This is a genomic window from Actinoplanes rectilineatus (genome assembly GCF_000962825.1).
GTDB lineage: Bacteria > Actinomycetota > Actinomycetes > Mycobacteriales > Micromonosporaceae > Actinoplanes > Actinoplanes rectilineatus.
Genome location: NZ_JZKF01000028.1, coordinates 1 through 22,711 on the forward strand (window position 1 = coordinate 1; position 22,711 = coordinate 22,711).

Below are 22,711 nucleotides of genomic sequence, written 5' to 3' on the forward strand. Positions count from 1 at the left end.
CTATCGATGGCTCCACGCCTATATCCAGCACCGTCCGATCCGCAGGCATTTGCCCGTGTCGTACAGAATCAGACGCCCCTTCTCGCTGAGATCACCTCAGTATGTCGGCTGCTACCAGGATGACAATGGCAACAAAAGGGTGCGCCGGCCGCCCTCGAAAGGACAGCCGGCTTCCCTGTCAAGTTCCAGGGTGTTGTGTCCGCGGATTGTTTGATCGACAACCTGGCCTGCTCTTGCCCTGTGTCGGATGGAGCGCCATCCGTTAGCCGGGACAAGAGCAGCCAGTTCACCCGACCTTGACCATGCCAATACCGGACCGCGGCTATGCGCTTTCGGAATCGGCCTTCCGGACCAGCATGTATCCGTATGAGGGTTCCGGTGCTTCGGGTGGCGTGCTGCCCTGGAAGAGCAGTGTGAACCCTGCGTCGGCGAAGCGGGCCTCCATTTCACGGGCGGAGAGCCAGTACCGGTCGAAGTCGATGCCGAAGTCCTCGACCAGGCTCCCCGGAGGGTTTCGGTGCCCGGTGCCATCACCGTGTTTGAAGGCGGTCACCAAGTAGCCACCCGGCTTTACTACCCGGGCGAGTTCGGTGAAGGCCGGAACCCTGGCGTCTGGTGCCAGGTAGATCAGCGAGAACCAGCAGACCACCCCAGCAAGCGAGGTGTCCTCGAACGGCAGGTCGCGTAGGTCGGCCACCTCGTATGCGAAGCCAGGGTTTTCCTGCTGTGCCACTTCGATCATCTTGGGTGAGAGATCCACGCCGCGGGGCGACAGGCCCCGGCTCGCGAGGTAGGGAAGAAGACGACCGGTGCCGCAGCCCACGTCCGCGATGTCTGTGCCTACGGACAAGGTCATCTCGGCGAACAGGTCGAGCATTGCCCGCTCGATCGGCATGCTCTCGAGCACGCCGACCAGGTTTTTGGCGTACCACTCCGAGAGCACGTCATGCGCATCTCGCAGTTCTTGGGTTCTGGCGTCCATTCCCCGTTGACCTTTCCGTCGGGACCGATGTGGCGGCGAATGTATCCCGGCCGCCGGAGGCGCTTCCTATGGGGACGGATCAGCGGTCGTGTGCACCGGGCAGAGCGGCCAGGTGACCAGTTCTGCCCGTGTCGGTCCGGAGCTGGTGGTTTTCGAGTTCGAGGACGTTGATGATGCGGGCGAACGCATGGTTCTCTCCTTGGATCTTGTTGATCTCAGCGATGAGTTCCTTGATGCGCTCGGTAGCCTTGTAGAGGTCGTCGCGGAGCTTGCGTTCGTTGTCGGGGACGTGGCCGCGTGCGCGGACGCGGGCGTAGAACTCGTCCTTGAGGTCGGTGTGACGGTGAGTAAGCAGACGCCGTTTGATGTTGGCCTCGTCGGCGAGCGCGACGATGGTCAGCGAGCCGTCGGAGCGAAGCGGTGTTCCGGCGAGGAGCCGGTCGATCGCTGCTCGGATGGCGTCGCGGTCGGCGGCGGCGGTTTGTGTGTTCATGAGTGCTCCTCGTCGACGGTGATGCGGGAAGTGCGGTGCTCAGCGGCGAACTGAGCGAGATGATCGGCCTTCTGCCGCAGCCGGTCAGCGAGCGGGGCGGGCAGCAACGGTGAGCCGGCCTGGGCGCGCAGTTCGGCTGCGGTGTCCTCGATCTGGCTGGCGTGCTCGTCGGTGCGGGCGATGTTGGCGCAGTTTGGCCGACAGCGGTCGAGGCTTGGGATGGTCTGGGGGCCGCGGCTGGGGTGGCAGAGCGCCTTGGCGCGGTCGTAGTTGCAGAACAGGAACGCCTCACTGTTGTGGAAGACGTTGAGCGCGGGGTCGGCCAGGAGGCTGTGGGCCTGGCGCGTTGTGGTGATCATTCCGCCGAAGCGGCGGTGTTCGGTGCCGGCGGCATTGATCAGGCGCCGCGCGGCTGGCCCGGAGACGCCGCCGCCGTTCTCGAGCGCTTCGTGGACGTCGGTCAGATGCTCGGCCGCTATCCGGGCGGTTTCGAAGTCGAGAAGTTCGTGGACGCCGTTGCGGGACCGTGCTGCGTAGCCCTCGCTGATCAGGGTGCGCAGGTGGCCGTATTGGACTGCCAAGGCCACGAGGCCGCCAGGTCACCGGGCGATATGCCAGGCGAGCGTGCGCCGGAATCGGCCCAGGCTGACGGCGCCGTGGGCGTCCGGGGGGATGACCTCGGCCTCGCGGCCCCGTGACCGGGCATGCTGGTTGACCCAGCCGATGAACGCCTTGACCCGGTTGTGGACCGTGACCGGGGAGAGCGAGCGCCCGGTGCGGACCTCGCCCGAGCGTCGGTCTTCGGCCATCGTGTCGAACAGCAGCCGGCTTCCGTGGCCGAGTCGTTCCATCACCCGGACGGCGGTGACCACGGGAGCGACGGCGACCCAAGGAACCCGGGCAGCGCCGGCGGATTGGTGGACGCCGTTCTCGTCGAGAGCGTACTTGAACTGCCTCCCGTGGATCATCGAGTGGGCTGGTGCGTCATCGTTCGGGGCGCCGTCTTCGAGGGCCGTCGCGTAGATCAGTTGCCGTCCTGAGCCGGTCGCGGGTGGTGGGCAGCAGCCGGCTTCCAGCGCCAGAACTTCGCCGGGACGCATTCCGGTGAGGTAGGCGATGACGACGAAACGGCGGTGGAGAGCATTCTGACCAGGTTTTGCCGCTCGTAGTAGAGGAACGGCTCGTGCCAGGGCCGCCCGTCGAGCTGGCCGGTGACCGGGGTGTCCAGCGTGGCTGACGCGTGGTGGTCCCGGAGGTATTCACGCCAGATCGGCCGCTGAAGGGTGATCGCGACCGTGCGCGTCGGCGTGCCGGTCTTCGCGGCGAGGTAGGTGATCGCCGCTCGGGCCGGCAGGCCTCCGGCGAAGATCGCCGGGATCGGGTCGCCAGCTTGCTTGAGTGCGGCCGGCTCAACCTAAACGCTGCCCACACTCCTGGCGTCAGGTCTCTGACCCTGCCCGGCGGCGGTCATAACGTGGCCACGAACCGGGCGAAGAGCACGACGATCAACCACATTTCACGGCTGGACGCGAGGCTGCGCCACGTCCCCTCCGGACCGACACGATGGGCGAAGATTTCCGCGAACTCCCGACGCAACTGGGCGCCCACCGGTAACGACCCGAAGTCATAAACCGCGGTTCGTCCGCTGTCCTCGGTCACGTGCCGAACCACCAGATCGCCGGGTGCCAACGGCAGCTCACGCTGGTGATCGCCGACCGGCATCGCGGCAGCCCTGCCCCGGGGGCTCACCAGCCCGCCTCGCTGTCCATGACCCGCTCGGACTGCCGAGCGATCTGGGCCAGCAGAGCACTTGCCCCGCCGTCGACCTGCTCCTGCAGCAGCGACCTGACCTGCAGATCGGAGACCGGAGCCAGATAGATCGAGCGGGTGGTCTCCTCACTCGCGTGATCCAGGAGGTTCTTCACCAGGTTCCACGCGTCGCCGTAGAGCAGCCGAAAGTCGTGCCGTTCCTGCACGCTCAACCCGAACCGGTTGTCCAGCGCGTGCTGCAACGCCACCAGCATGTAGAGTGCGAAGGAATGCCTGGCCATATGCGGTGTGAAGAATGGCGGCTGCCCGACCCTGCCGGCCAGATGAACCTCGCACCGCTGTGACGCTGCCCGGTAGACCGCCTCCCAGGAATGCGGCAGGAACGGCAATCCGTCCTCGGCCAGCCACAGCCACAGCGGTTCCAAGCCCCGCTCACCCTCGACGAACAGCCAGCGGCGCTCCTCGACGTCCAGGGTGGTGACGTGCCGCCGCACCACCTGGCCGTCGGTCAGCCGGCAGTGCAGGACCCGGCCGGCGTGGCCGGACCGGTCAACCACCAGAGCCTGCTCGCTGCCGAGCTCGTAGCGGCCGTGCGCCTGGGCCCGGCGCACCGCCGCGCGGCGGGTGGTGTTCACGTACGCCCACACCGCGCGCAGCGCGTCCGCCGACACGTAGAACGTGCGCTCGCGGCGGCTCTTCGTGACCTCCCTGCCCAACCGGGCATCGAAGTACAATCAGTCCGCGGCGATTAGCTCCGGCACCTCGATGGTCAGCAGCGAGCCACCCTCCGAACGACGCATGCCCGAGGAGAACAGCACGTCGGAGTACGCCGCATTACGGTCGTCGTTGCGGCCCCGCCACCGCGGATCACGTCGGCCATCCGCGTCATAACCACGCAAGCCGACGTCCCGCCAAAGCCGATATGCCCGCGGCGTCAACCACTTCACGTTGCTCGACCGGGCGGCCTTCGCTCGCGCAGCCGGCACCCGAATCCGCTCGCCATGCCGCCCGCGAACCTCACGTTCGGTAACCGGGCTCTCGGACAGAACCTCTGCCGGACGGCCCAGCCGTAGAGCCGGCGAAGAGCCGCCGGCTCCCGATTCCACTTCGCCCCGCTGATCCGCCGCGGATTGCGCACCGACCAACGCCGCCAGTCCTCGAAGTCGAGCAGGTCCTCTGTGGTCGCACGGTCCCAGCCCTTACCGCGCGACCACATGAAGTTGAAGAACAGGCAGCTGTCCTCGGCATAGTTTCGCCTGGTCTCTCGGGCCAGCCGGGCGAACGAGGACCGCGTCAGGTACAACGTCAGCCGGGCGTCGACCCGCTGCTCGGGATCGACCAGGAAGACATCTCCGGGGTCGATCCGGCACGCGGCCTCACGCTCGCCGAGGTCGGTCCAGCGCTGGAGCACAGGATGATCACTTGCTACTACGGCGCCGTTCCTCGACACCCAATGCACACGCCACTTGGAGATCAACACGGTAACACTGAGAGTCGTCACACGAAGATCTAATAGGGAAGTAACGGCACCCGGATAGACGACTCAGTCGGTCAGCGCGGGAAGTGTCACCGTCTGGACCGGCGTGGTGTTGCCCGCCCGGTCGGTGGCGGTGAATTCAAGCGTCTGCGGCTCGGCGTGCAGGGCCCGCGTGAACGGCTCCTGGAACACGCCCCAGAACGTCTCGGCCGTCCGCCACTGGATGCGGTCCACGCCGGACACCTCGTCGGTCGCGTCCAGGGTCACCTCGACGCTGCGGCCCAGCGACCGGACCCGGGCCGACACCGTCGGCGGGACGGTGTCGACGTCGATCTCGCGGGCGGTGTGCACGGTCCGGCCGGACACGTCGGTGGCGCGGGCACGCAGCAGGTGTCGGCCGTCCGCCCCGAGGGCCACCGGACCGTCCACGGCCCGCCATTCGCCGTCGGCGAGGGAGATCTCCAGGGAGGCGACGCCCGCCCCCGCCGACACCACGGTGATTGTGCACGACGGCAGCGAGGTGTACCAGCCGGACGACGCCCGCGACCCGGTCACGTCGATGCGGATCACCGGCGCCGCGGACTCCGCGCCCGCGTCCGGCGGCAGCTCCCAGATGACCAGGTCGCCGCCCTCCGGCGACTCCCAGATGGTCACCCCGGGCAGGGCCCGGCGTTCGGTCGCGCCCGGTCCGCCCGGCGGCAGCGTGCGCTGCACGAGACCCTTGCGGCGGACGTCCGACCCGTCGAGGGTGCTCTCCGAGGCGGCGAGCAGCACCGCTTCGGCCTCGGCCCGGCTGAGCAGGCCGTTGCGGGCGGCGCGGACCACGTGCCGGTGGACGGCGAGGAAGAACTCCTCGACGGTGGGGTACCCGCCGTCGCCCCAGAGCGCGCCGAGGAACGACCAGCCGTCCTGGTCGCGCCGGTTCGGCACGCCCGGGTCGCTGCCCAGGAACCTGATGTCCGCGTCGTCGAGCCGCAGGTACGCGTGGTAGCGGTGGTCGCCGCCGGACCAGGCCGGTTCGAAGGTGTGGCCGAGAACCGTGACCAGGTCGTCCTCGACGGTGACCCCGGTGATGCTGCCGTCCAGCAGCCGCGAGCCGGCCGGCGCCACCGACAGGGTGGTGGTGGCGTCGTCGCGGGCGAGTAGCAGGGTCGGCCCGTGTTCCAGGCTGACCAGGGACGCGTCGTCCGGGGTGGGGACCAGGCGCAGCGGCATCGGCAGGATCAGCGAGACGGTGTCCCCGGCGTGGAACTCCCGGTGGATGGTCACGAAGCCCTTGTCGTCCACGGTGCTGCGCCGGGACAGTCCGTTGAGCAGGACCACGGCCCGGTCCCGCGCCCACGGAGGGATGCGCAGGTGCAGGGCGATCGTGGCGGTGAAGCCGATGGTCAGGGTGATGTGGCCGTCGCGCGGGTACCGGGTCTCCAGCACCACGTCACCGTCGACGTCGGCCCAGGTCAGGACGGACGGGACGTACTGCAGGACGTAGAGCTCGCCGGGCGCCGAGAACCAGACCGACTCCTGGTGCTTGACGTGCGTCTCGAGGCCGGTGCCGCCGCAGCAGGTGCCCACGTTGTCGTATTCGCGGACCGCGCCGGGGTCGACCGGGTACATGTAGACGACCTCGGGGCTGGTGTCCGAGACGACGTCGGCGCGGGAGCCGACCATGTGGTTCAGCGACGCCCGTTCGGCGTAGTCGGCGTACTTGGCGTCCAGGGTGTGGGTGAACAGCCCACGGGCGATCTTGAGCAGGTTGTACGTGGCGCACGACTCGGCGTTGCGGCGGCCGATGAACCGGGCCACCGCGCCGGCCGGTCCCCACAGTTCGCCTTCGCCGGTGCCGCCGTGGGCGAAGGTGCGGCCCGGGACGATCTGGTCCCACAGGTTCAGCACCGCGTCCAGGTACCGCCGGTCGCCGGTGACCTCGTACTGGGCGAGGTGACCGACGAGCATCGGCAGGTGCTGGTTGGCGTGCATGCCGTCGAGCACGTCGTGCCCGGCGACCGCGCCGGCCAGCCAGTCGTCCATCTCGAAGGCCGCGGCGGCGTCGAGGAACGTCTGTTCACCGGTGATCCGGTGCAGGACGGTCAGGCTCTCGTTCATGCCGCCGTACTCGCCGGCGATGTAGAGCGACCACATGCGCTGGCGCCGGGTGGGGTCGACGGCGAGGATGCTCCGCGCCGCCCAGTGGCCCATCCTCGTCACCACGTCGAGGGCCTGCTTGCTGCCGGTGTGCTGGTGGGCGTCGAGCAGCCCGGCCATGATCTTGTGGCAGGTGTACCAGGGCGCCCAGATCTCGCCGTACGGCGCGAGGTCCTCGAGCCGGGTGAACTGCCACTCGCCGTAGGCGGCGAGGAAGCCGGGATGGCTGAAGCGCCCGGTGGCCGCCAGCGCCTCCTGCACCTCGGCCAGCCCGGCGACCATCAAGTCCGACTTCTCCCGGAATATCTCCTCGCCGGTGGCGGCATGGGCCATGGCCAGCATGGATAGGAAATGTCCGGCATAGTGTCCGCGCAGCAACGAAGCGGTCTGCGCGACGCCCGCCCCCGGATAGTCCGACCCGGACCACGGCTCCTCCTCGAGGTGGCCGAAGTCCTCCCAGTTGCCCGGGGGCAGCGCCCCGAGGGTGTCGAGACCCGCGTTGGCCCGGAACACGGCGAGCACCCGGTCCACGGGGTACACCCGGGCCAGGTGCAGCATCTGATCCTGGGCCCGGGAATGCACTCCGTCACGCAGAGCGACATCACTCAAGGCGAACGGTCGTGCTTTCACAGCGCCGGGTATGGCGGGCGTAGCGGTCATCGAGTCTGCTCCAGGGTCCACTGTTCCAGGCCGGCCGCATCGATCGGCAACGCGCCGGACAGTACCTCATGGCCACTCAAGGTAACCAGCAGGTCGTCCTCGATCCGCACTCCGATACCGCGCAGCTCCGGCGGAACCGTCTCGTCGTGGGCGTGGAAGTAGATCCCCGGCTCCACGGTGAGCACCATGCCCTCACGCAGCGTGGCGCCCTGGTACTTCTCGTAGACCGAACTGCCGCAGTCGTGCACGTCGAGTCCCAGATGGTGGCCGACGCCGCAGACGATGTAGCGCCGGTGCTGCTGCCCGGTCGGGGCGAGCGCCTCGTCCACCGAGACCGGCAGCAGGCCCCAGTCGGCGAGACCCTTCGCCAGGACCTCCATCGAGGCGAAGTGGAAGTCCGAGTACGGGGCTCCGGGGCGTACAGCATCCATGCCCGCCCGATGGGCGGCCTCGACCAGATCATGCACCTGGCGCTGCGCGGGGGTGAATCCCCCGCCGACTGGGATCGTGCGGGTGACGTCCGCGGTGTACAGCGACCGGGCCTCGACGCCCATGTCCAGCAGCAGCGTCTCGCCGGGCAGGATCGGCCCGTCGCAGCGCACCCAGTGCAGGATCGGGGCGTGCGGCCCGGAGCCGACGATGGTGCTGTACCCGGGGCCGTTGCCGAACGTCCGGGCGTGCCGGTCGAAGGTGCCCTGCAGCCAGCGCTCGCCGAGGCCGTCGGTCATCGCGCGGGGCACCTCGGCGGCGACCGCGGCGAACCCGCCCACGGTGGCGTCGATCGCCGCCCGCATCTGGCCGATCTCCCAGTCGTCCTTGATCATGCGCAGGTCGGAGACGACCGGGGTGCCGGTGACGAAGGAGGACGGCTCGGCGTACGCGTCCCGCGCCCGCACCGGCAGGTCCAGCGCCGACGACCAGGCGTCCAGTCCGGCCGACGGTCCCACCCACAGTTCGCCGTACGCGGCGCTGGCGAAGAAGTCGCGCTCCCCCGGACGCGCCGGCGGTGGCATGTAGAGGACCGCGTCGTGGCCGCCGGACCGCGGCGTCATCACCAGCACCGAGCCCTCGACCTGGCACGACGTCGCCCAGACGAAGTCGCTGTCGGCACGGAACGCGTAGTCGGCGTCGCCGTTGCGGTTCTTCGCGCTGCCGGCGGCGAGCACGATCGTCTCGCCGGGCAGGGCCGCGCTGAGCCGTTCCCGGTGGTCGGCGGCGGCCTTCGCGGCCTCGGTGTCCACCGGCGCGGGCACGTCGCGGGTCGCCCAGCCCTGACCGATCGCGGCCAGGAAGCCGGGGCTGTCGTCGGCAAGGCGGGGCGGCTTGGTTCCGGCCCAGGCCGGGCGGGGCTGCGTCACCGTCGTTCTCCTCCTCGATCACGGACCATCGCTCGCAGGCGGGTGAAGACCCGGCCGCTGCCGATGCCGTCGTGCTCGAACTCGTTGGTCACCCAGGCCTGGCTGTTGCCGAGACGGGCGAGGGTGTCGCGTTGCAGTCCCTCGTCGACGAAGACGTCGTCGAAGTAGACCGCGGCGGCCAGCGGGACGTCGTTGTCCGCCAGCCGCCGGGTGTCGTAGAGCGGTGTCCAGGTCTGGAGCGCGGCCAGTTCGGCCATCGCGGCGGCGAACGGGCGCAACGCCCTGACCTCCTGGAACATCCACGGGAAGGCCATCTCGGCGGTGAACAGCAGCGGACGGCGGTCAGTGCCGAACTCGGGCCGGCGGTCGCGTTCGCGCTGCGCGGACCAGCGGAACGGGCCGTTGGCGCCGTCGCCGTAGATGCTCTCCTGCAGGGTCCAGAACAGCGGGTTCGACGCGTTCGAGGTCTTCGTCAGGACCGTCTCGAGGAAGCCGCCGGTCAGGTGGCCGGCGGGGTGGAACGCCTCCGAGATCAGCCAGTGCAGGCGCAGGTGGCCGGGGCCGAAGCCGAGGTCGCCGCCGAGGGTCTGGAAGCGGCGGACCGACAACGGCGAGCCGTCCGGCAGCAGCACGTCACCGTCGGCGAGCCGGTCGGCGATGGCCGCCACGGTGTCGACGTCCTGCGGGTAGCGGGCGTAGAACCCGGCGGTCTTGGCGGCGGCCCGGGTGAAGGTGCGCCGGTAGACCTCGTCCGGGTCGGGCGGGGTGCCGGGGATGCCGCCGCAGACGTAGCAGGCGGTCAGCGCCTCCGGCGCGACCGAGAGGTAGGTGAGGGTCAGCCAGCCGCCGTAACTCTGGGCCAGCGTCGCCCATTTCTGAGCCCCATATCGGGTACGCCTGACGTGCTCGAGATCCCGCACGATGGAGTCGGCGCGGAACTTGAGCAGGTAGGAGGCGGCCGTGGCGCCGGTCGGGAATGCGGCGATCACCTCGCCGTCGACCGGGGTGCTGCGGCCGGTGCCGCGTTGGTCCACCATCACGACGCGGTAGTCCGGCAGCGCCTCACCGAGCCACCCGTCCACGGCGAGCGGGCGTGGGTTCGCCCCGCCCGGCCCGCCCTGCAGATAGGTCAGCAGCGGCAGGTCGTCGTGCCGGCGGTCCGGGTCGGACAGTTCCCGGACGAAGACCTCGATCGTCCCGGCCGTCTCGTCGTCCCAGTCCAGCGGGACGGGCACGGTGAACTCGCGGACCCAGGCGCCCGGGATCGGGTATTCCACGGTCATCGGGTTGCCGCCTTCCGCCGCCGCGCGGCCTCCCACTCGGGGCGGATCCGCGGGACCGCCGCCAGCAGTCTGCGGGTGTACTCGTGCTGCGGGTCGCCGAAGACCGCGTCCCGCTCCCCCGCCTCGACGACCTTGCCGGCTGTCATGACCGCGACCGAGGTGGCGATCTGCCGGACCACGGCCAGATCATGCGCGATGAACAGGCAGCCGAAGCCCTCTTCGCGTTGCAGGTCGCGCAGCAGGTTGATGATCTGCGCCTGGACCGACACGTCGAGCGCGGAGACCGCCTCGTCGCAGACGAGCACACGCGGCCCGACGGCGAGGGCGCGGGCGATGCCGATCCGCTGGGCCTGCCCGCCGGAGAACTGGGCGGGGTACCGGCCGACCCAGTCCGGGTCGAGGCCGACCCGCTCCAGCAGGGCCTGGGCGAACGCGCGGGAGCCGCCGGGGATCTGCCGCTTCTGGTAGATCAGCGGCGCGGTGACGATGCGTTCCACCGTGTGCCGGGGGTTCAGCGACGAGAAGGGGTCCTGGAACACCACCTGGATCGTGCTGCGCACCTCGCCGAGGTCCTTCTCGGGCAGCGCGGTGATGTCCCGGCCCTCGAGGTGGACGGTGCCGGAGGTGACGTCGATCAGCCGGGCGGCCAGCCGCGCGGTGGTCGACTTGCCGGAGCCGGACTCGCCGACCAGGGCCAGGGTCTGCCCGGCGTGCAGGTCGAACGAGACGCCGTCGACCGCGGTGAACAGCCGGGCCGGCCGCAACAGTCCGGCGGTGCCCGCCACCGGGAACTGTTTGACCAGGTCTCGGGCCCGCAGCAGCGGTTCGCCGGTCATGCCTCACCTCCGGAGAGCAAGCGAAGGTCACCGATCTCATCATCGATGCGCGGCACCGCGTCGAGGAGCGCCTGTGTGTACGGATGCTGCGGATCCGAGAAGATCTGCTCGGTGCTGCCGGTCTCCACCACGTCGCCGTGGCGCATCACCACGACGGTGTCGGCGACCTCGCTGACCACTGCCAGATCGTGCGTGATCATGATGAGGGCGGCGCCGGTGTCCCGGCGTACCTCGGCGAGCAGGTCGAGGATCTGCGCCTGCACGGTGACGTCCAGGGCGGTGGTCGGCTCGTCCGCGATGATCAGTTCGGGTTCGGTGCTGAGCGCCATCGCGATCATCACGCGCTGGCGCATGCCGCCGGAGAACTGGTGCGGGTAGTCGTCGACGCGCCGCCCGGCCTCCTTGATGTGCACCCGTTCCATCGCCTCGACGGCCACCTTGCGGGCGGCCCGGCGGCTGACCCCGGAGCGGTGCGACCGGTACGCCTCGGCGATCTGCGTGCCGACCGTGTAGTACGGGTTCAGCGACGACAGCGGGTCCTGGAAGATCATCGCGATCCGGTCGCCGCGGATCGCCCGCATCCGGCGTTCGGTCAGGGCACACAGGTCGGTGCCGTCGAAGACGATGCTGCCGCCGCGGGCCGCGCCCCTGGGGAGCAGGCCCATCACGGCCAGGCTGGTCATCGACTTGCCGGAGCCGGACTCGCCGACGATGCCGAGTGAGCCGCCCTTCGGCAGGTCGAAGCCGATCCCGCCGACCACCGCGGTGTCGCCGAACGTGACGGTCAGGTCTCTCACGCTGAGAAGGCTCATGATGCCGCTCCCACCCGGACCCGCGGGTCGATCGCCGAGTAGAGGAGGTCGACGGCCATGTTGCCGACCACCACGAAGAACGCGGCGAGCAGCGTGACCGCCATGATCACCGGCTGGTCGTTCTTGGTGATCGAGTCGGCGGCCAGCTTGCCGACACCGTTGATGCCGAAGACCGACTCGGTGATCAGCGCGCCGCCGAGCAGGCCGGCGAAGTCCATCCCGGCGATGGTGACGATCGGGGTGAGCGCCGGGCGCAGCGCGTGCCGCCGCCACACCAGGTCCGGGCGCAGCCCCTTGGCGCGGGCGGTCCGGACGAAGTTCTCGCCCAGGGTGTCGATCACGTTGGCCCGGGTCAGGCGGGTGTACGAGGAGGCGTACCCGACGGCAAGCACCGTCCACGGCAGGATGAAGTTGAGGAACCACTGTGCCGGGTCGTCGGCGAACGGGACGGCCTGCGGGAACGGCAGCCACTGCAGCCAGACGACGAAGACGTACTGCAGGACCAGGGCCAGCACGTAGTTCGGCACGGACATGCCGCCCAGGGTCAGCGAGGTGATGAACTTGTCGGTGAACCGGCCCTCGCGGACCGCACTGATCAGGCCACCGACGACGCCGGCGAGCAGCCAGAGCACCGCCGCGCCGATCGCAACGACCGCGGTGACCGGCAGGCGCTGCACGATCATGTCGGTGACGCTCTGCGCGCTCTGGAACGAGTAACCGAGGCACGGCGCCGAGCAGTGCACCGCGGACGCGCCGGTGCCGTAGTCCCGGCCCAGGAACAGGCCCTGCAGGAAGTGCAGGAACTGCACCAGGAACGGATCGTCGAGGCTGAGGTTGGCGCGGATCTGGTCGATCCGCTCCGGGGTGCAGGTCTTGCCGCAGATCTGCACCGCCGGATCCGGCGCGAGCAGGAAGAAGACCATGTAGGTGAAGAGACTCACCAGGAACAGGACGACGAGCATCCCGAACACCCGGTGGACGAGGTAACGCGCCATCAGCGGCCTCCGGGGTCGACGGCTGACCGCACACGGTCACCCAGGACCATGAAGGAGAGCACGAGCAGGGCCAGGAACGTGCCCGGCACCAGGAAGTAGGTGGGGACGACCGAGTACCAGCTCACCGAGCTGGAGATCATCTGTCCCCAGGAGGGGGTGGGCGGCACCACGCCGACGCCGAGGAAGGAGAGCCCCGCCTCGGTGCCGATGTAGCCGGGCACCGCCAGGGTGACCATCACCAGGATGGTGGAGCGCAGGTTCGGCAGGATCTCGGTGAAGACCAGCCGGGTCCGCGAGGCGCCCGACGCGCGGGCCGCCTCGACGAACTCGCGCTGTTTCAGCGACATGGTCTGCGCCCGCACGATCCGGGCCAGGTACGGCCAGCCGAACACCGAGATGACCAGCACCAGCAGGTACTGCCGGTTGTCGGCGGGCAGCGCGGAGAGCACCGCGATCATGAAGATCAGGGCGGGGAACGCCATCAGGAACTCCATGAACCGCGAGATCACCATGTCGGTCCGTCCACCGAAGTATCCGGCGAGCAGGCCGAACACGACCCCGAGCACTGTCGTCAGCGCCGTCGCGCTCACCGCGATGAGCATCGAGGCGCGGGCGCCGTAGACGATCCGGGCGAAGATGTCCCGGCCGCTCTGCGGCTCAACGCCGAGCCAGTGCTCCGCGGAGATGCCACCCCACGACCCGAGCGGGATGCCGCCCAGGTTCGGGTCGATGGCGGTCTGGTCGAACTCGTACGGGTCCCAGCCGCTGACCTTGACGATGAGTGGCGCGGCGAGCGCCATCACGATGACGAGCCCGATGTAGACGAGGCAGGCGATGGCCGACGGGTCGCGCAGCAGGGTGTGCCACACGCTGCGCCGGGGGTCCGTGGCCGCCACGAGGGCGCCGGTCTCCGGCGCTCCCGCGGCTTCCAGTTCGGTGGACGATATCGACACGGTCAGGTCAGCCCTTCGACGCGTCCTTGAGACCGACGATGCCGTAGTCCTGGTCGCCCTGCGGCGCCACCAGGCCGGCGATGTTCGACCCGGGCAGGTAGATCCGGTTCTCGACGTTGACCGGGACGATCGGCGCCAGCTCCATGATCTTCTTGTCCAGCTCGCCCCAGGCCTTGTTGGCCTCGGTCAGGTCGGTGAGCGCCTTGATCCGGTCGATCTCGGCGTTGACCGTGGCGTCGTTGAGCTGGGCGAGGTTCTGGTTGCCCTTCGCGGTGATCTGCCGGCCGTCGAACAGCGGCGGCAGGAACGTCGAGGCGCTGGACGCCCAGTCCGGGCACCAGCCGGTGATCGCGGCGTCGTTCTGCTGCGACGGGGTGCCGATCGTCTCGTAGTAGGTGGCCGCGTCGATGACGTTGAGCTTCACGTCGATGCCGACCCGCTTGAGGCTCTGCTGCAGCGCCTCGCCCTGGGCCTGGGCCGCCGGGCGGTTGCGGATGTCCAGGGTCATCGTGAAGCCGTTCGGCACACCGGCCTCGGTGAGCAGCGCCTTGGCCTTCTCGATGTCACCGGTGTTGCCGGTGCTCGGGTACAGGTCGTAGTCGGCGTGCCCGGAGACGTTCGACGGGATGATCGTCGAGGCGATGGTGGCGAACTGGGTGCCGCCGGTCGCGTTGAGCAGCGTGGTCTTGTCGGCCGCCAGGTTGATCGCCTGACGGACCCGGACGTCGCTCAGGTTCTTCTTGGTGGTGTTCAGGCCGACGTAGGTCAGACAGGTGGACGGCGCCTTGACCACGCGGTCCGCCAGTTGCGGGGTCTGCAGCCGGGCGATGGTGGCGGTCTGCACCGAGCCGGCGAGGGCGTTGACGTCGGCGCCCTGGCCGGCGATCAGCCGCTCGTCGATGGTCGCGCCGTCGATGCCGATGGCGAAATTCCAGGCGTCGGGGTACGCCTTGCGCTCGGTGTCCGTGGCGGCGTCCCAGTTCGGGTTGCGCTTGAGCTTGATCGCGCTGCCTGGGGTGAAGGTGTCCAGGTCGTACGGGCCGGACGAGACGATGTCGTTGATGAACTCGTTGCCCGCGCCGGTGCCGACCGGGAACGGCACCGCGCTCGGCATCGAGAGCACCGCGTCGAACTCCGGGAACGGCGCCTTGAGCTTGAAGACGATCGTCGTGTCGTCCGGCGTCTCGATGGCCGGGTTCTCGCCGGACTTGTACGGGCCCTGGTAGGTGTCCGGGGCGGCGAGCAGCTGCCGCAGGTACGGCGCGCCGATGCCGATCTCCGGGTCCCACTCGCGGCTGATGCCGAACTTGACGTCCTGGGACGTGATCGCCGCGCCGGTGTCGAACTTGACGCCTGCCTTGAGCTTGTACGTCCAGGTCAGCCCGTCCGCCGACACCTCGCCGAGGCTCTGCGCCAGGTCGGGGACCATGGCGTTGGGGTCGGCGGCGTCGTTCGCGGCCTTGGTGATCAGCGTGCGGTAGACCAGCCGGTAGAAGGCGTTGACGCCGCCGTCGAAGCCGCGGGCCGGGTCGAGGTAGGAGAAGTCGGTGTTCTGCAGGACGGTGACCGTGCCGCCCTTCACCGCGGTGCCACCGGCCGAGCTGCTGCTGGTGGAGGCGGAGCCGCCGCCGGAACATGCCTGCAGGGCGAGAACGGAAACGGTCAGCCCAGCCAGGGCCATCCGGGGTGTGGTTCGTTTCAAGAGGTTCTGCCTTCCTCAGAGGGCGCAGTCAGGCGTTCGCCGTGACGGCGAACGGTGTGCGCACCATGCGGGGTCGGACCGTCCGCGGCGGTCATATCGCCGACCTGCGGCAGTGCCGGTTCATTGCGACCCCGGTCACTTGAGGGAACAGTAGTATGTCACACATCGCATGGGAAAGGTCCCGAGCAACTTTTTACAAACTGGAGATCATATTTCTTCGGCGCGGACATGCCGGGGCAGCGAAAAGGCCGGTCACCACGCTGGTGACCGGCCTTGTGAGCAGCTCTTTCAGTCCTCGGCGCGACCGCTCCACCAGCCCAGGACGTGCCCGATATGCGCGTTCATCAGTGTTTCCGCACCCCGGCCGTCCCGCGCTTCGAGCAGGTCGATCAGGCTGTGGTGCTCGGCCGCCGACCGGGCCAGCTCGGCCGTGCCGATCATGTCGGCCAGCCCGATCATCCGGGTCTGCTGACGCAGGTCCCTGACCAGCTCGACCAGCCGGCGGTTGCCGTGCAGCTCGAGCAGGCGCAGGTGGAAGTCCAGGTCCGCCGCCAGATATCCGGACAGGTCGGCGGCCGCCGCGGCGTCCACGATGACCTGCGCCTTGACCCGCAGCTCGGCGGCCTGCTCCGGCTGCAGGGTGCGGGCGATCTCGCGCATCGGCGGGCTCTCCAGCTGTTGCCGGATCCGCACGATCTCCCACAGGTCCTGTTCACTGACGTCGGTGACCCGGAAACCCTTGTTGCGCACCACGTCGACGAACCCGCGTTTCTGCAGGTTGAGCATGGCCTCGCGGACCGGCGTGGCGGACACGCCGAACCGCGCGGCAAGCGTCGGCGCGGTCACCAGGGTGCCCGGCGCGAGCTCGCCGGAGACGATCGCGGCCGCGACCGCATCCTCGACGGTGCCCCGCAGGCTCACGCCCACATCGACCGGCCCGATGACCGACGAACTCACCGGCGACCCCTCCTCTATAAAATGTCACACTGCGCAGAAGCGTTCAGGGACCACAGAGTACGGCACTCAGTGGTTCCGCAACTCCGGCGGCAGGACCGAATCCGGCGCGCCCTGGAACGCGACCGGCCGCTGCCACCGGGTGATCGCGGCCAGCCCGACCGACGTCGACGCCGGCGAGGTGCTCGCCGGGTACGGACCGCCGTGCTGCTGCGCGCCGGACACCGTCACCCCGGTCGGCCAGTCGTTCCAGACGATCCGGCCGGCCGTCTCGGCGAGCACGTCGGCCGCCTCCACCGCCACCGGGTCGTCGCCCGAGGTGTGGCCCTGGATCGTGCCGGTGAGCTGGCCGGGCACCTGCCGCAGCACCGCCAGCAACTCGTCCTGGGACGCGTAACCGACCACCAGCCCGGCCGGGCCGAACATCTCGACGTCCAGCACTCCCGGGTCGGCGATCACGTCGCCGGCGTCCACGCTCAGCACGGTGGACCGCACACCCTGGTCGTTGGCGGGACCTTCGGCCGCCACCCGTACCCCGGCATGGGAACCGACCTGGACCACCGCCGAGGCGAAGCCCTCCTCGATGCCCGGGGTGAGCATCCGGCCGGGAACCGGCAGGTCGACCGCCTTGAGGAAGCCCTCCGGGTCCGGCACCAGCACCACGCCCGGGTTGGTGCAGAACTGCCCGGCGCCCAGGGTGAGCGACCCGACCCAGCCCTCGGCCACCGCGGCACCCCGCTCGGCCCACGCGGCCGGGGTGACCACCACCGGGTTGACGCTGCCCAGCTCGCCGTAGAACGGGATCGGCTCGGGACGGGCCGCGGCGATGTCGAACAGCGCCCGGCCGCCCTTGGTCGAACCGGTGAAACCGACCGCCTTGATCCGCGGGTCGCGCAGCGCGTCGAGGGACGCCTCCACGCCCTCGATCAGCGCGAACGCGCCCGCCGGAGCGCCCGCCTCGACAAGCGCCCCGGTCACGAGCGAAGCCGTGCGACGCGAGAGCAGCGGGTGGCCGGGGTGGGCCTTGACCACCACCGGGCAGCCCGCGGCCAGCGCCGAGACGGTGTCACCGCCGAACACGCTGAACGCGAACGGGAAGTTGCTCGCCGCGAAGATCAGCACGGGACCGATCGGCACGACGGTCCGGCGCAGGTCGGGACGCGGGCCCATGCCCCAGTCCGGGTCGGCCGGGTCCACGCGTACCGGAAGAAGCTCGCCGGACCGCAGGCCCTGCGCGAACAGGCGCGCCTGGAAGGTGGTCCGCTTGAGCTCGCCGGTCAGCCGCGGCAGCGGCAGGTGGGTCTCCCCCGCCGCGATGCCGATCAGCTCCTCGGCCGCGGCGTCCAGCGCCGCCGCCACCGCTTCCAGCCAGTCCGCCCGCTGCTCCGGGGTGGACCGGCGCATCGGGACACGGGCGGCGTGCGCAGCCGCGATCGTCATGAGGACTCCTTCAGAACTCGAAACCCGCCGGGTACGGATCGGTCGGATCAAGCATGTACTGCCCGATCCCGGTGATCCACGCCCGGCCGGTGATGGTGGGCAGCACCGCCGGGATGTCGCCCACGGTGGTCTCCCCCACCAGCCGGCCGGTGAACCGGCTGCCGATGAAGGACTCGTTGACGAAATCCACGCCGAGCGGCAGCTCACCGCGGGCGTGCAGCTCGGCCATCCGCGCCGAGGTGCCGGTGCCGCACGGCGAACGGTCGAACCAGCCCGGGTGGATCGCCATCGCGTGCCGGGACAGCGTGGCGTCCGAACCGGGTGCGAGGAACTCGACGTGGTGGCACTGGTCCACGCCGTCGATGCTCGGGTGCTTCGGCGGCGCGGTCGTGTTGATCGCGTCCATGATCGCCAGACCGGCCTTGAGGATCTCGTCCTGGTGGGACCGGTCGAACGGCAGGCCGAGCGCGTCCAGCTCGACCATGGCGTAGAAGTTCCCGCCGAAGGCCAGGCTGTACGGGACGGTGCCGTACCCGGGCACGTCCACGGTCACGTCGAGGCGCTCGCAGTACGACGGGACGTTCTCCAGCGTGACGCTGTCGGCGTGCCCGTCGGTGACCGCGACCTTGGCGATCACCAGGCCGGCCGGGGTGTCCAGCCGGATCGTGGTGACCGGCTCGACCACCTCGACCATGCCGGTCTCCACCAGCACGGTGGCCACCCCGATGGTGCCGTGCCCGCACATCGGCAGCAGCCCGGACACCTCGATGTAGAGCACGCCGAAGTCGGCGTCCGGGCGTGTCGGCGGCTGCAGGATCGCCCCGCTCATCGCCGCGTGCCCGCGGGGTTCGGTGACGAGCAGGCGGCGCAGATGATCCAGGTGCTCGATGAAGTGCAGCCGCTTCTCGTTCATGGTCGCCCCGGGGATGACGCCGAAACCGCCGGTCACGACCCGCGTCGGCATCCCCTCGGTGTGCGAGTCGACGGCGGAGAACAGCCGCGCCGCCCGCATGTCAGACCGCCACCGCTCGGTACGCCTCGAGAGCGGCGACCGCCCGCTCGGTGTCCGCGGTGACCTGGGCGGTGTGCTCCGGCGTCAGCGGTCCGCGCGGTGGACGGCACGGGCCGCCGTACCGGCCGACGATGTCCATGCTCAGCTTGATGGCCTGCACGAACTCGACCCGGGAGTCCCAGCGGAACACCGCGACCAGGTGCTTGTACAGCTCGCGGGCCTCGACGAACCGGCCGGCCAGCATGTGCTCGTAGATCTCCACCGACTCGCGGGGGAAGACGTTCGGGAAACCGGCGAACCAGCCGACCGCACCGTCGGCCATCAGCTCGAACAGCACGTCGTCGGCGCCCGCGACGACGTCGATGTCGCACTTCTCCTTGATCTCGAAGAGCCGGCGGACGTCGCCGCTGAACTCCTTGATCGCGGAGATGTTCGGCAGCTGGGCGATCTCGGCGACCAACTCGGGCACCAGGTCGACCTTGGTGTCGATCGGGTTGTTGTAGATCATGATCGGCAGGCCGACCTCGCTGAGCTTCGCGTAGTGCTCGACGACCTGGGTGTTGCTCGCCCGGTACATCGTCGGCGGCAGCGCGAGCAGACCGTCCGCACCGTCCTCGGCGGCCAGTTCGGCCCAGTGCTTGGCCTGGTGCCAGCCCGGACCGTGCACACCGGCGACGACGACGCCCCGGCCGGCGACCGTCTCCACGGCGACCTGGATGACCTTGCGGCGCTCCGCATCGGTCAGCGACGAGTACTCGCCGAGCGAGCCGTTCGGACCGACGCCGCGGCAGCCGTTGCTGATCAGCCAGTCGCAGTGTTCGGCGAACTTGTCGTAGTCGACCTCGAGACCGGCCGGCGCGGACGGGTTCTCCTTGTAGGGCAGCGCGGTGGCGACGATGACTCCGCGAAGATCGGTGGGCTCGGGGCTCATCCGGCGTCCTCTCCGGTGGTGGCGAGTTCCCCCAGTCTGAGGGGAACCGCGAGGGGGCGATGTGCGGTCCGGCCGGCGTCGAGCAGGCCGTCCGGTCCCACGGCCGCCGCGAGGATCTCCTCGACGGCGCGTCCGCAGGTGCGGCCCTGGCAGATGCCCAGGCCCGCGCGGGTGGTGAGTTTGAGGGAGCGCAGTCCGCGGGACCCGGTCATCCGGGCGGTGTCGCGGAGCTCTCCGGCGGTGACGTCCTCGCAGCGGCAGACCAGCGTGGTGTCGTCCACCCAGGTCTGCCACCCGGGACGGATGCCGTGCGCGGCGTCCAGCCGGCCGGCGAACTCCCGGAAGGTCTTCCGTCTCCGGACGGCGGCGGGCGGGGGTGCGCCACCGGCGGCCACGGCTCCGGCGATCTCGCCCTCGGCGAGCGCCAGGTCGACGCCGCCGATGCCGGTCAGTTCGCCGGCGGTGAACACTCCGGGCACGGTGGTCCGCTGGTTCTGATCAGTTTTCACCGTGTCCTTGTCGAGGGCACAGCCGGCGGTGATCGCCAGTTCGGTCCGGGGGACGAAGCCGTGGCTGACGCAGACGGCGTCCACGGTGATCGTCTTCTCGGTGCCGGGGATCGGGGACCAGTCGGGGGTCAGCCGCGCGACAACGACCTCTTCCACACGGTCGATGCCGTGCGCGGCGATCACGGCGGACCCCACGGTGTAAGGAATCCGATTTTTCGCCATCTCGGCGATATATCCCTTTAGCTCGACACCTTTGGCGCTCGCTTTCGCCAACCGCCAGGGACGAGCGCCCCAACCGCGGGTGATCTGCGGCCAGCCGGCCGCCTCGACCACGCCGGCCACCGTCGCACCGACCTTCAGCAGGCTGGACACCACCGGCAGCAGGAAGGGGCCCGCCCCGGCGACCAGCACGTTCGTGCCGACCGCGACCCGCTCGCCCTTGGCCAGGGCCTGGGCCGCGCCCGCGGTGAACACGCCGGGCAGATCCCAGCCGGGGAACGGCAGGGTCCGCTCGTGCGCCCCGGTGGCGATGACCAGGGACGAGGGGTCGAACGTTCGCGCCTGGCGGCGTCGACCGTCGGCCGCGCCGATCATCACGTGCACCAGCGGCGGGCGCCCGTCGCGGCGATCCACCGACCAGACGTGCCCGTTGAGGATCAACTCCACCTCGGGGTCGGTCACGATCGCGGACCGCATGGTCCGGAACCTCTCCCAGCCGTGGTGGAACGTGTGCTCGTCGGCGGTGGCGCGAGTCTCCGGCAGGTGCCGCCAGTACTGCCCGCCGACGTCGTCACCGGCCTCGATCAGGACGACCCGGGCACCCCGGCGACGCGCGGCGAGGGTCGCGGCCATCCCGGCCGGCCCGCCACCGATCACCACGACCGTTGTCGCCGAGCCCTCAGGCATGGTCGTCCTCCTGGAACTCGATCCGGTCGCCGTCCACGACACGGCGCTGGCAGGCGCGGACGTCCCGCAGGTCGTTGACCACGACCAGGCAGTCGAAGCAGACGCCGATGCCGCAGAACACCCCGCGCGGCTGCCCGCTGCGGCTGGTCCGCCAGGAGACCCGGCCCCCGGACATCAGCACGCCGGCGACGGTCTGGCCCACCTGCGCCTCGACCTGCTCCCCGGCCACGTTCACGTGGATGCTCACAGCTCCCCCTCCAGGCCGGGCCGGTCCAGCCGGAACTCGTTGCCCTCAGTGGATTCGAAGATCAGCTCGGCCAGCAGGTGGGCCGTCGCCAGACTCAGGCCGATGCCGGCGCCCTCGTGCCCGGTAGCGTGCCACAGGCCGGGCAGCCGCGGGTCCGGCCCGATGATCGGCAGGTGGTCCGGCACGAACGGGCGGAACCCCCCGTACGCCCGCATCACCTGGGCGTCGGCCAGGAAGGGGAAGAGCAGCAGCGCCTTGGACGCCAGGGCGCCGAGCACCCGCGCCTCGATCCGCTCGTCGAACCCGCGGCGCTCGCGGGACGAGCCGATCAGGACGGTGCCGGCCGCGGTGGACTCGACGACGCTGGAGACCTGCAGGTCCGCCGAGCCGGAGCCGACCGCGCCCACGTAGTCGGCGTCGTAGACCTTGCGGTGGATCCGGTGCGGCATCCGCGAGGTGACCAGGACGGTGCCGCGGCGCGGCCGGACCGGCAGACTGACCCCGAGCCGCTCGGCGACCGCACCCGACCAGGGACCGGCGGCCACGATCACCAGGTCGGCGCGCAGCGGTCCGGCGGTGGTCTCGACGCCGACCAGGCGTCCCTTCTCGACGATGCCGCCGGTGACCTCGACCTGCTGGCGGATCCGCGCGCCGTGGTGGCGGGCCGCGGCCAGCAGCGCCTCGGTGGCGATCACCGGCTGGACCTGGGCGTCCTCGGGATAGAAGACGGCGGCGGTGAGGTCACGGGTCAGGTCGGGCTCCAGCTCGTGGGCCCGGGCGTCGTCGACGACCTCGGCGATCACGCCGGCGTCGCGCTGGGTCTCGGCGAACTCCAGCAGGGCCTTCGCGCCGGCGTCGGTGGTGGCCACCACCAGGCCGCCCTTATAGTCGAGCTCCAGACCGGGGAAGTCGCCGGGAAGCTCGTGGTGCAGCTCGGCCCGGATCGTCTCCCAGGACCGCAGGGAGCGCTGGGTCAGGCGCAGCTCGGCGCCCGGCCCCTTGTCGGAGACGAGGATGTTGCCCTCCCCGCTCGCGGACGTGCCGCCCGCGGTGGCACCCCGGTCGACCACGACGACGTCGCAGTCGGCCCGGGCCATGACCCGGGCGATCGCCGCGCCGACGATGCCGGCCCCGACGATGAGAACCTGAGGAGTGGTGAACACCGCTGTACTATGTCACATGCTTTCACCGGCAGGGAATAGTTCGCGGCCACTCGCGGCAAGTTCGGTCTTTTACCTGGACAAAGGGT

At 70.0% G+C, this 22,711-nt stretch carries 23 protein-coding genes; all 23 read right to left on the reverse strand.

The window, feature by feature from the left end; translation table 11 throughout:
- Nucleotides 1-322 precede the first annotated feature (322 nt).
- Nucleotides 323-982 carry a class I SAM-dependent DNA methyltransferase gene (locus WH85_RS21620; RefSeq protein ID WP_045743769.1) on the reverse strand — a complete coding sequence of 220 codons (660 nt, stop codon included), beginning with the start codon at nucleotides 980-982 and terminating at the stop codon, nucleotides 323-325.
- A gap of 79 nt (nucleotides 983-1,061) precedes the next feature.
- A complete protein-coding gene (locus WH85_RS21625) occupies nucleotides 1,062-1,475 on the reverse strand; it encodes a hypothetical protein (RefSeq protein WP_045743770.1) in 414 nt (137 codons plus the stop codon).
- Nucleotides 1,472-2,062, reverse strand: a complete 591-nt coding sequence (locus WH85_RS53050; protein WP_245674039.1) for a hypothetical protein — start codon at nucleotides 2,060-2,062, stop codon at nucleotides 1,472-1,474. Before WH85_RS53050 ends, WH85_RS21625 begins: the two co-directional genes overlap by 4 nt.
- Nucleotides 2,063-2,074: 12 nt before the next feature.
- Nucleotides 2,075-2,575, reverse strand: a complete 501-nt coding sequence (locus tag WH85_RS21635; RefSeq protein WP_045743771.1) for a hypothetical protein — start codon at nucleotides 2,573-2,575, stop codon at nucleotides 2,075-2,077.
- Between the two features lie 367 nt (nucleotides 2,576-2,942).
- Nucleotides 2,943-3,197, reverse strand: a complete 255-nt coding sequence (locus WH85_RS21640; protein ID WP_157411142.1) for a hypothetical protein — start codon at nucleotides 3,195-3,197, stop codon at nucleotides 2,943-2,945.
- Nucleotides 3,198-3,220: 23 nt separating this feature from the next.
- A complete protein-coding gene (locus WH85_RS52335) occupies nucleotides 3,221-3,961 on the reverse strand; it encodes a hypothetical protein (protein WP_211275414.1) in 741 nt (246 codons plus the stop codon).
- Between the two features lie 18 nt (nucleotides 3,962-3,979).
- Nucleotides 3,980-4,144, reverse strand: a complete 165-nt coding sequence (locus tag WH85_RS52340; protein WP_211275415.1) for a hypothetical protein — start codon at nucleotides 4,142-4,144, stop codon at nucleotides 3,980-3,982.
- Nucleotides 4,145-4,188: 44 nt separating this feature from the next.
- Nucleotides 4,189-4,656: a site-specific integrase gene (locus tag WH85_RS52345; RefSeq protein WP_052720624.1), complete on the reverse strand. Its 468-nt coding sequence runs from the start codon at nucleotides 4,654-4,656 to the stop codon at nucleotides 4,189-4,191.
- Between the two features lie 132 nt (nucleotides 4,657-4,788).
- On the reverse strand, nucleotides 4,789-7,473 hold the full coding sequence (locus WH85_RS21650; protein ID WP_211275416.1) for a glycoside hydrolase family 127 protein: 2,685 nt from the start codon (nucleotides 7,471-7,473) through the stop codon (nucleotides 4,789-4,791).
- Nucleotides 7,474-7,520: 47 nt separating this feature from the next.
- Nucleotides 7,521-8,882, reverse strand: a complete 1,362-nt coding sequence (locus WH85_RS21655; RefSeq protein WP_045743774.1) for an aminopeptidase P family protein — start codon at nucleotides 8,880-8,882, stop codon at nucleotides 7,521-7,523.
- Complete coding sequence (locus WH85_RS21660) at nucleotides 8,879-10,165, reverse strand: alpha/beta fold hydrolase (RefSeq protein ID WP_045743841.1); 1,287 nt, start codon at nucleotides 10,163-10,165, stop codon at nucleotides 8,879-8,881. The genes WH85_RS21655 and WH85_RS21660 overlap by 4 nt, the downstream gene beginning before the upstream one ends.
- Entirely contained in the window at nucleotides 10,162-11,001 is an 840-nt protein-coding gene (locus WH85_RS21665; protein WP_045743775.1) for an ATP-binding cassette domain-containing protein, read from the reverse strand. Before WH85_RS21665 ends, WH85_RS21660 begins: the two co-directional genes overlap by 4 nt.
- The gene (locus WH85_RS21670; protein WP_052720626.1) at nucleotides 10,998-11,813 is read right to left on the reverse strand and encodes an ABC transporter ATP-binding protein; all 816 of its coding nucleotides are present in this window, start codon (nucleotides 11,811-11,813) and stop codon (nucleotides 10,998-11,000) included. Before WH85_RS21670 ends, WH85_RS21665 begins: the two co-directional genes overlap by 4 nt.
- The gene (locus WH85_RS21675; RefSeq protein ID WP_045743776.1) at nucleotides 11,810-12,808 is read right to left on the reverse strand and encodes an ABC transporter permease; all 999 of its coding nucleotides are present in this window, start codon (nucleotides 12,806-12,808) and stop codon (nucleotides 11,810-11,812) included. The genes WH85_RS21670 and WH85_RS21675 overlap by 4 nt, the downstream gene beginning before the upstream one ends.
- On the reverse strand, nucleotides 12,808-13,761 hold the full coding sequence (locus tag WH85_RS21680) for an ABC transporter permease (RefSeq protein WP_052720628.1): 954 nt from the start codon (nucleotides 13,759-13,761) through the stop codon (nucleotides 12,808-12,810). The genes WH85_RS21675 and WH85_RS21680 overlap by 1 nt, the downstream gene beginning before the upstream one ends.
- 7 nt (nucleotides 13,762-13,768) lie before the next feature.
- A complete protein-coding gene (locus WH85_RS21685; RefSeq protein ID WP_052720629.1) occupies nucleotides 13,769-15,463 on the reverse strand; it encodes an ABC transporter substrate-binding protein in 1,695 nt (564 codons plus the stop codon).
- Between the two features lie 288 nt (nucleotides 15,464-15,751).
- Nucleotides 15,752-16,420: a GntR family transcriptional regulator gene (locus tag WH85_RS21690; protein WP_083449160.1), complete on the reverse strand. Its 669-nt coding sequence runs from the start codon at nucleotides 16,418-16,420 to the stop codon at nucleotides 15,752-15,754.
- A gap of 66 nt (nucleotides 16,421-16,486) precedes the next feature.
- Entirely contained in the window at nucleotides 16,487-17,857 is a 1,371-nt protein-coding gene (locus WH85_RS21695) for an aldehyde dehydrogenase (NADP(+)) (protein WP_045743778.1), read from the reverse strand.
- Between the two features lie 10 nt (nucleotides 17,858-17,867).
- A complete protein-coding gene (locus tag WH85_RS21700) occupies nucleotides 17,868-18,869 on the reverse strand; it encodes a proline racemase family protein (RefSeq protein WP_045743779.1) in 1,002 nt (333 codons plus the stop codon).
- A gap of 1 nt (nucleotide 18,870) precedes the next feature.
- Nucleotides 18,871-19,800: a dihydrodipicolinate synthase family protein gene (locus WH85_RS21705; protein WP_045743780.1), complete on the reverse strand. Its 930-nt coding sequence runs from the start codon at nucleotides 19,798-19,800 to the stop codon at nucleotides 18,871-18,873.
- The gene (locus tag WH85_RS21710; protein ID WP_045743781.1) at nucleotides 19,797-21,215 is read right to left on the reverse strand and encodes an FAD-dependent oxidoreductase; all 1,419 of its coding nucleotides are present in this window, start codon (nucleotides 21,213-21,215) and stop codon (nucleotides 19,797-19,799) included. The genes WH85_RS21705 and WH85_RS21710 overlap by 4 nt, the downstream gene beginning before the upstream one ends.
- Nucleotides 21,208-21,462 carry a (2Fe-2S)-binding protein gene (locus WH85_RS21715; protein ID WP_245674040.1) on the reverse strand — a complete coding sequence of 85 codons (255 nt, stop codon included), beginning with the start codon at nucleotides 21,460-21,462 and terminating at the stop codon, nucleotides 21,208-21,210. Before WH85_RS21715 ends, WH85_RS21710 begins: the two co-directional genes overlap by 8 nt.
- The gene (locus tag WH85_RS21720; RefSeq protein WP_045743782.1) at nucleotides 21,459-22,625 is read right to left on the reverse strand and encodes an NAD(P)/FAD-dependent oxidoreductase; all 1,167 of its coding nucleotides are present in this window, start codon (nucleotides 22,623-22,625) and stop codon (nucleotides 21,459-21,461) included. The genes WH85_RS21715 and WH85_RS21720 overlap by 4 nt, the downstream gene beginning before the upstream one ends.
- Nucleotides 22,626-22,711 lie beyond the last annotated feature (86 nt).

Excerpts from the sequence above, each read along its gene's own strand:
- WH85_RS21700 (WP_045743779.1), bottom strand. The coding sequence starts at position 18,869 with ATGCGGGCGGCGCGGCTGTTCTCCGCCGTCGACTCGCACACCGAGGGG.
- WH85_RS21625 (WP_045743770.1), bottom strand. The coding sequence starts at position 1,475 with ATGAACACACAAACCGCCGCCGCCGACCGCGACGCCATCCGAGCAGCG.
- WH85_RS21640 (WP_157411142.1), bottom strand. The coding sequence starts at position 3,197 with ATGCCGGTCGGCGATCACCAGCGTGAGCTGCCGTTGGCACCCGGCGAT.
- WH85_RS21675 (WP_045743776.1), bottom strand. The coding sequence starts at position 12,808 with ATGGCGCGTTACCTCGTCCACCGGGTGTTCGGGATGCTCGTCGTCCTG.
- WH85_RS21710 (WP_045743781.1), bottom strand. The coding sequence starts at position 21,215 with ATGCCTGAGGGCTCGGCGACAACGGTCGTGGTGATCGGTGGCGGGCCG.
- WH85_RS21620 (WP_045743769.1), bottom strand. The coding sequence starts at position 982 with ATGGACGCCAGAACCCAAGAACTGCGAGATGCGCATGACGTGCTCTCG.
- WH85_RS21635 (WP_045743771.1), bottom strand. The coding sequence starts at position 2,575 with ATGCGTCCCGGCGAAGTTCTGGCGCTGGAAGCCGGCTGCTGCCCACCA.
- WH85_RS21670 (WP_052720626.1), bottom strand. The coding sequence starts at position 11,813 with ATGAGCCTTCTCAGCGTGAGAGACCTGACCGTCACGTTCGGCGACACC.
- WH85_RS21705 (WP_045743780.1), bottom strand. The coding sequence starts at position 19,800 with ATGAGCCCCGAGCCCACCGATCTTCGCGGAGTCATCGTCGCCACCGCG.
- WH85_RS21660 (WP_045743841.1), bottom strand. The coding sequence starts at position 10,165 with ATGACCGTGGAATACCCGATCCCGGGCGCCTGGGTCCGCGAGTTCACC.
- WH85_RS21665 (WP_045743775.1), bottom strand. The coding sequence starts at position 11,001 with ATGACCGGCGAACCGCTGCTGCGGGCCCGAGACCTGGTCAAACAGTTC.
- WH85_RS21695 (WP_045743778.1), bottom strand. The coding sequence starts at position 17,857 with ATGACGATCGCGGCTGCGCACGCCGCCCGTGTCCCGATGCGCCGGTCC.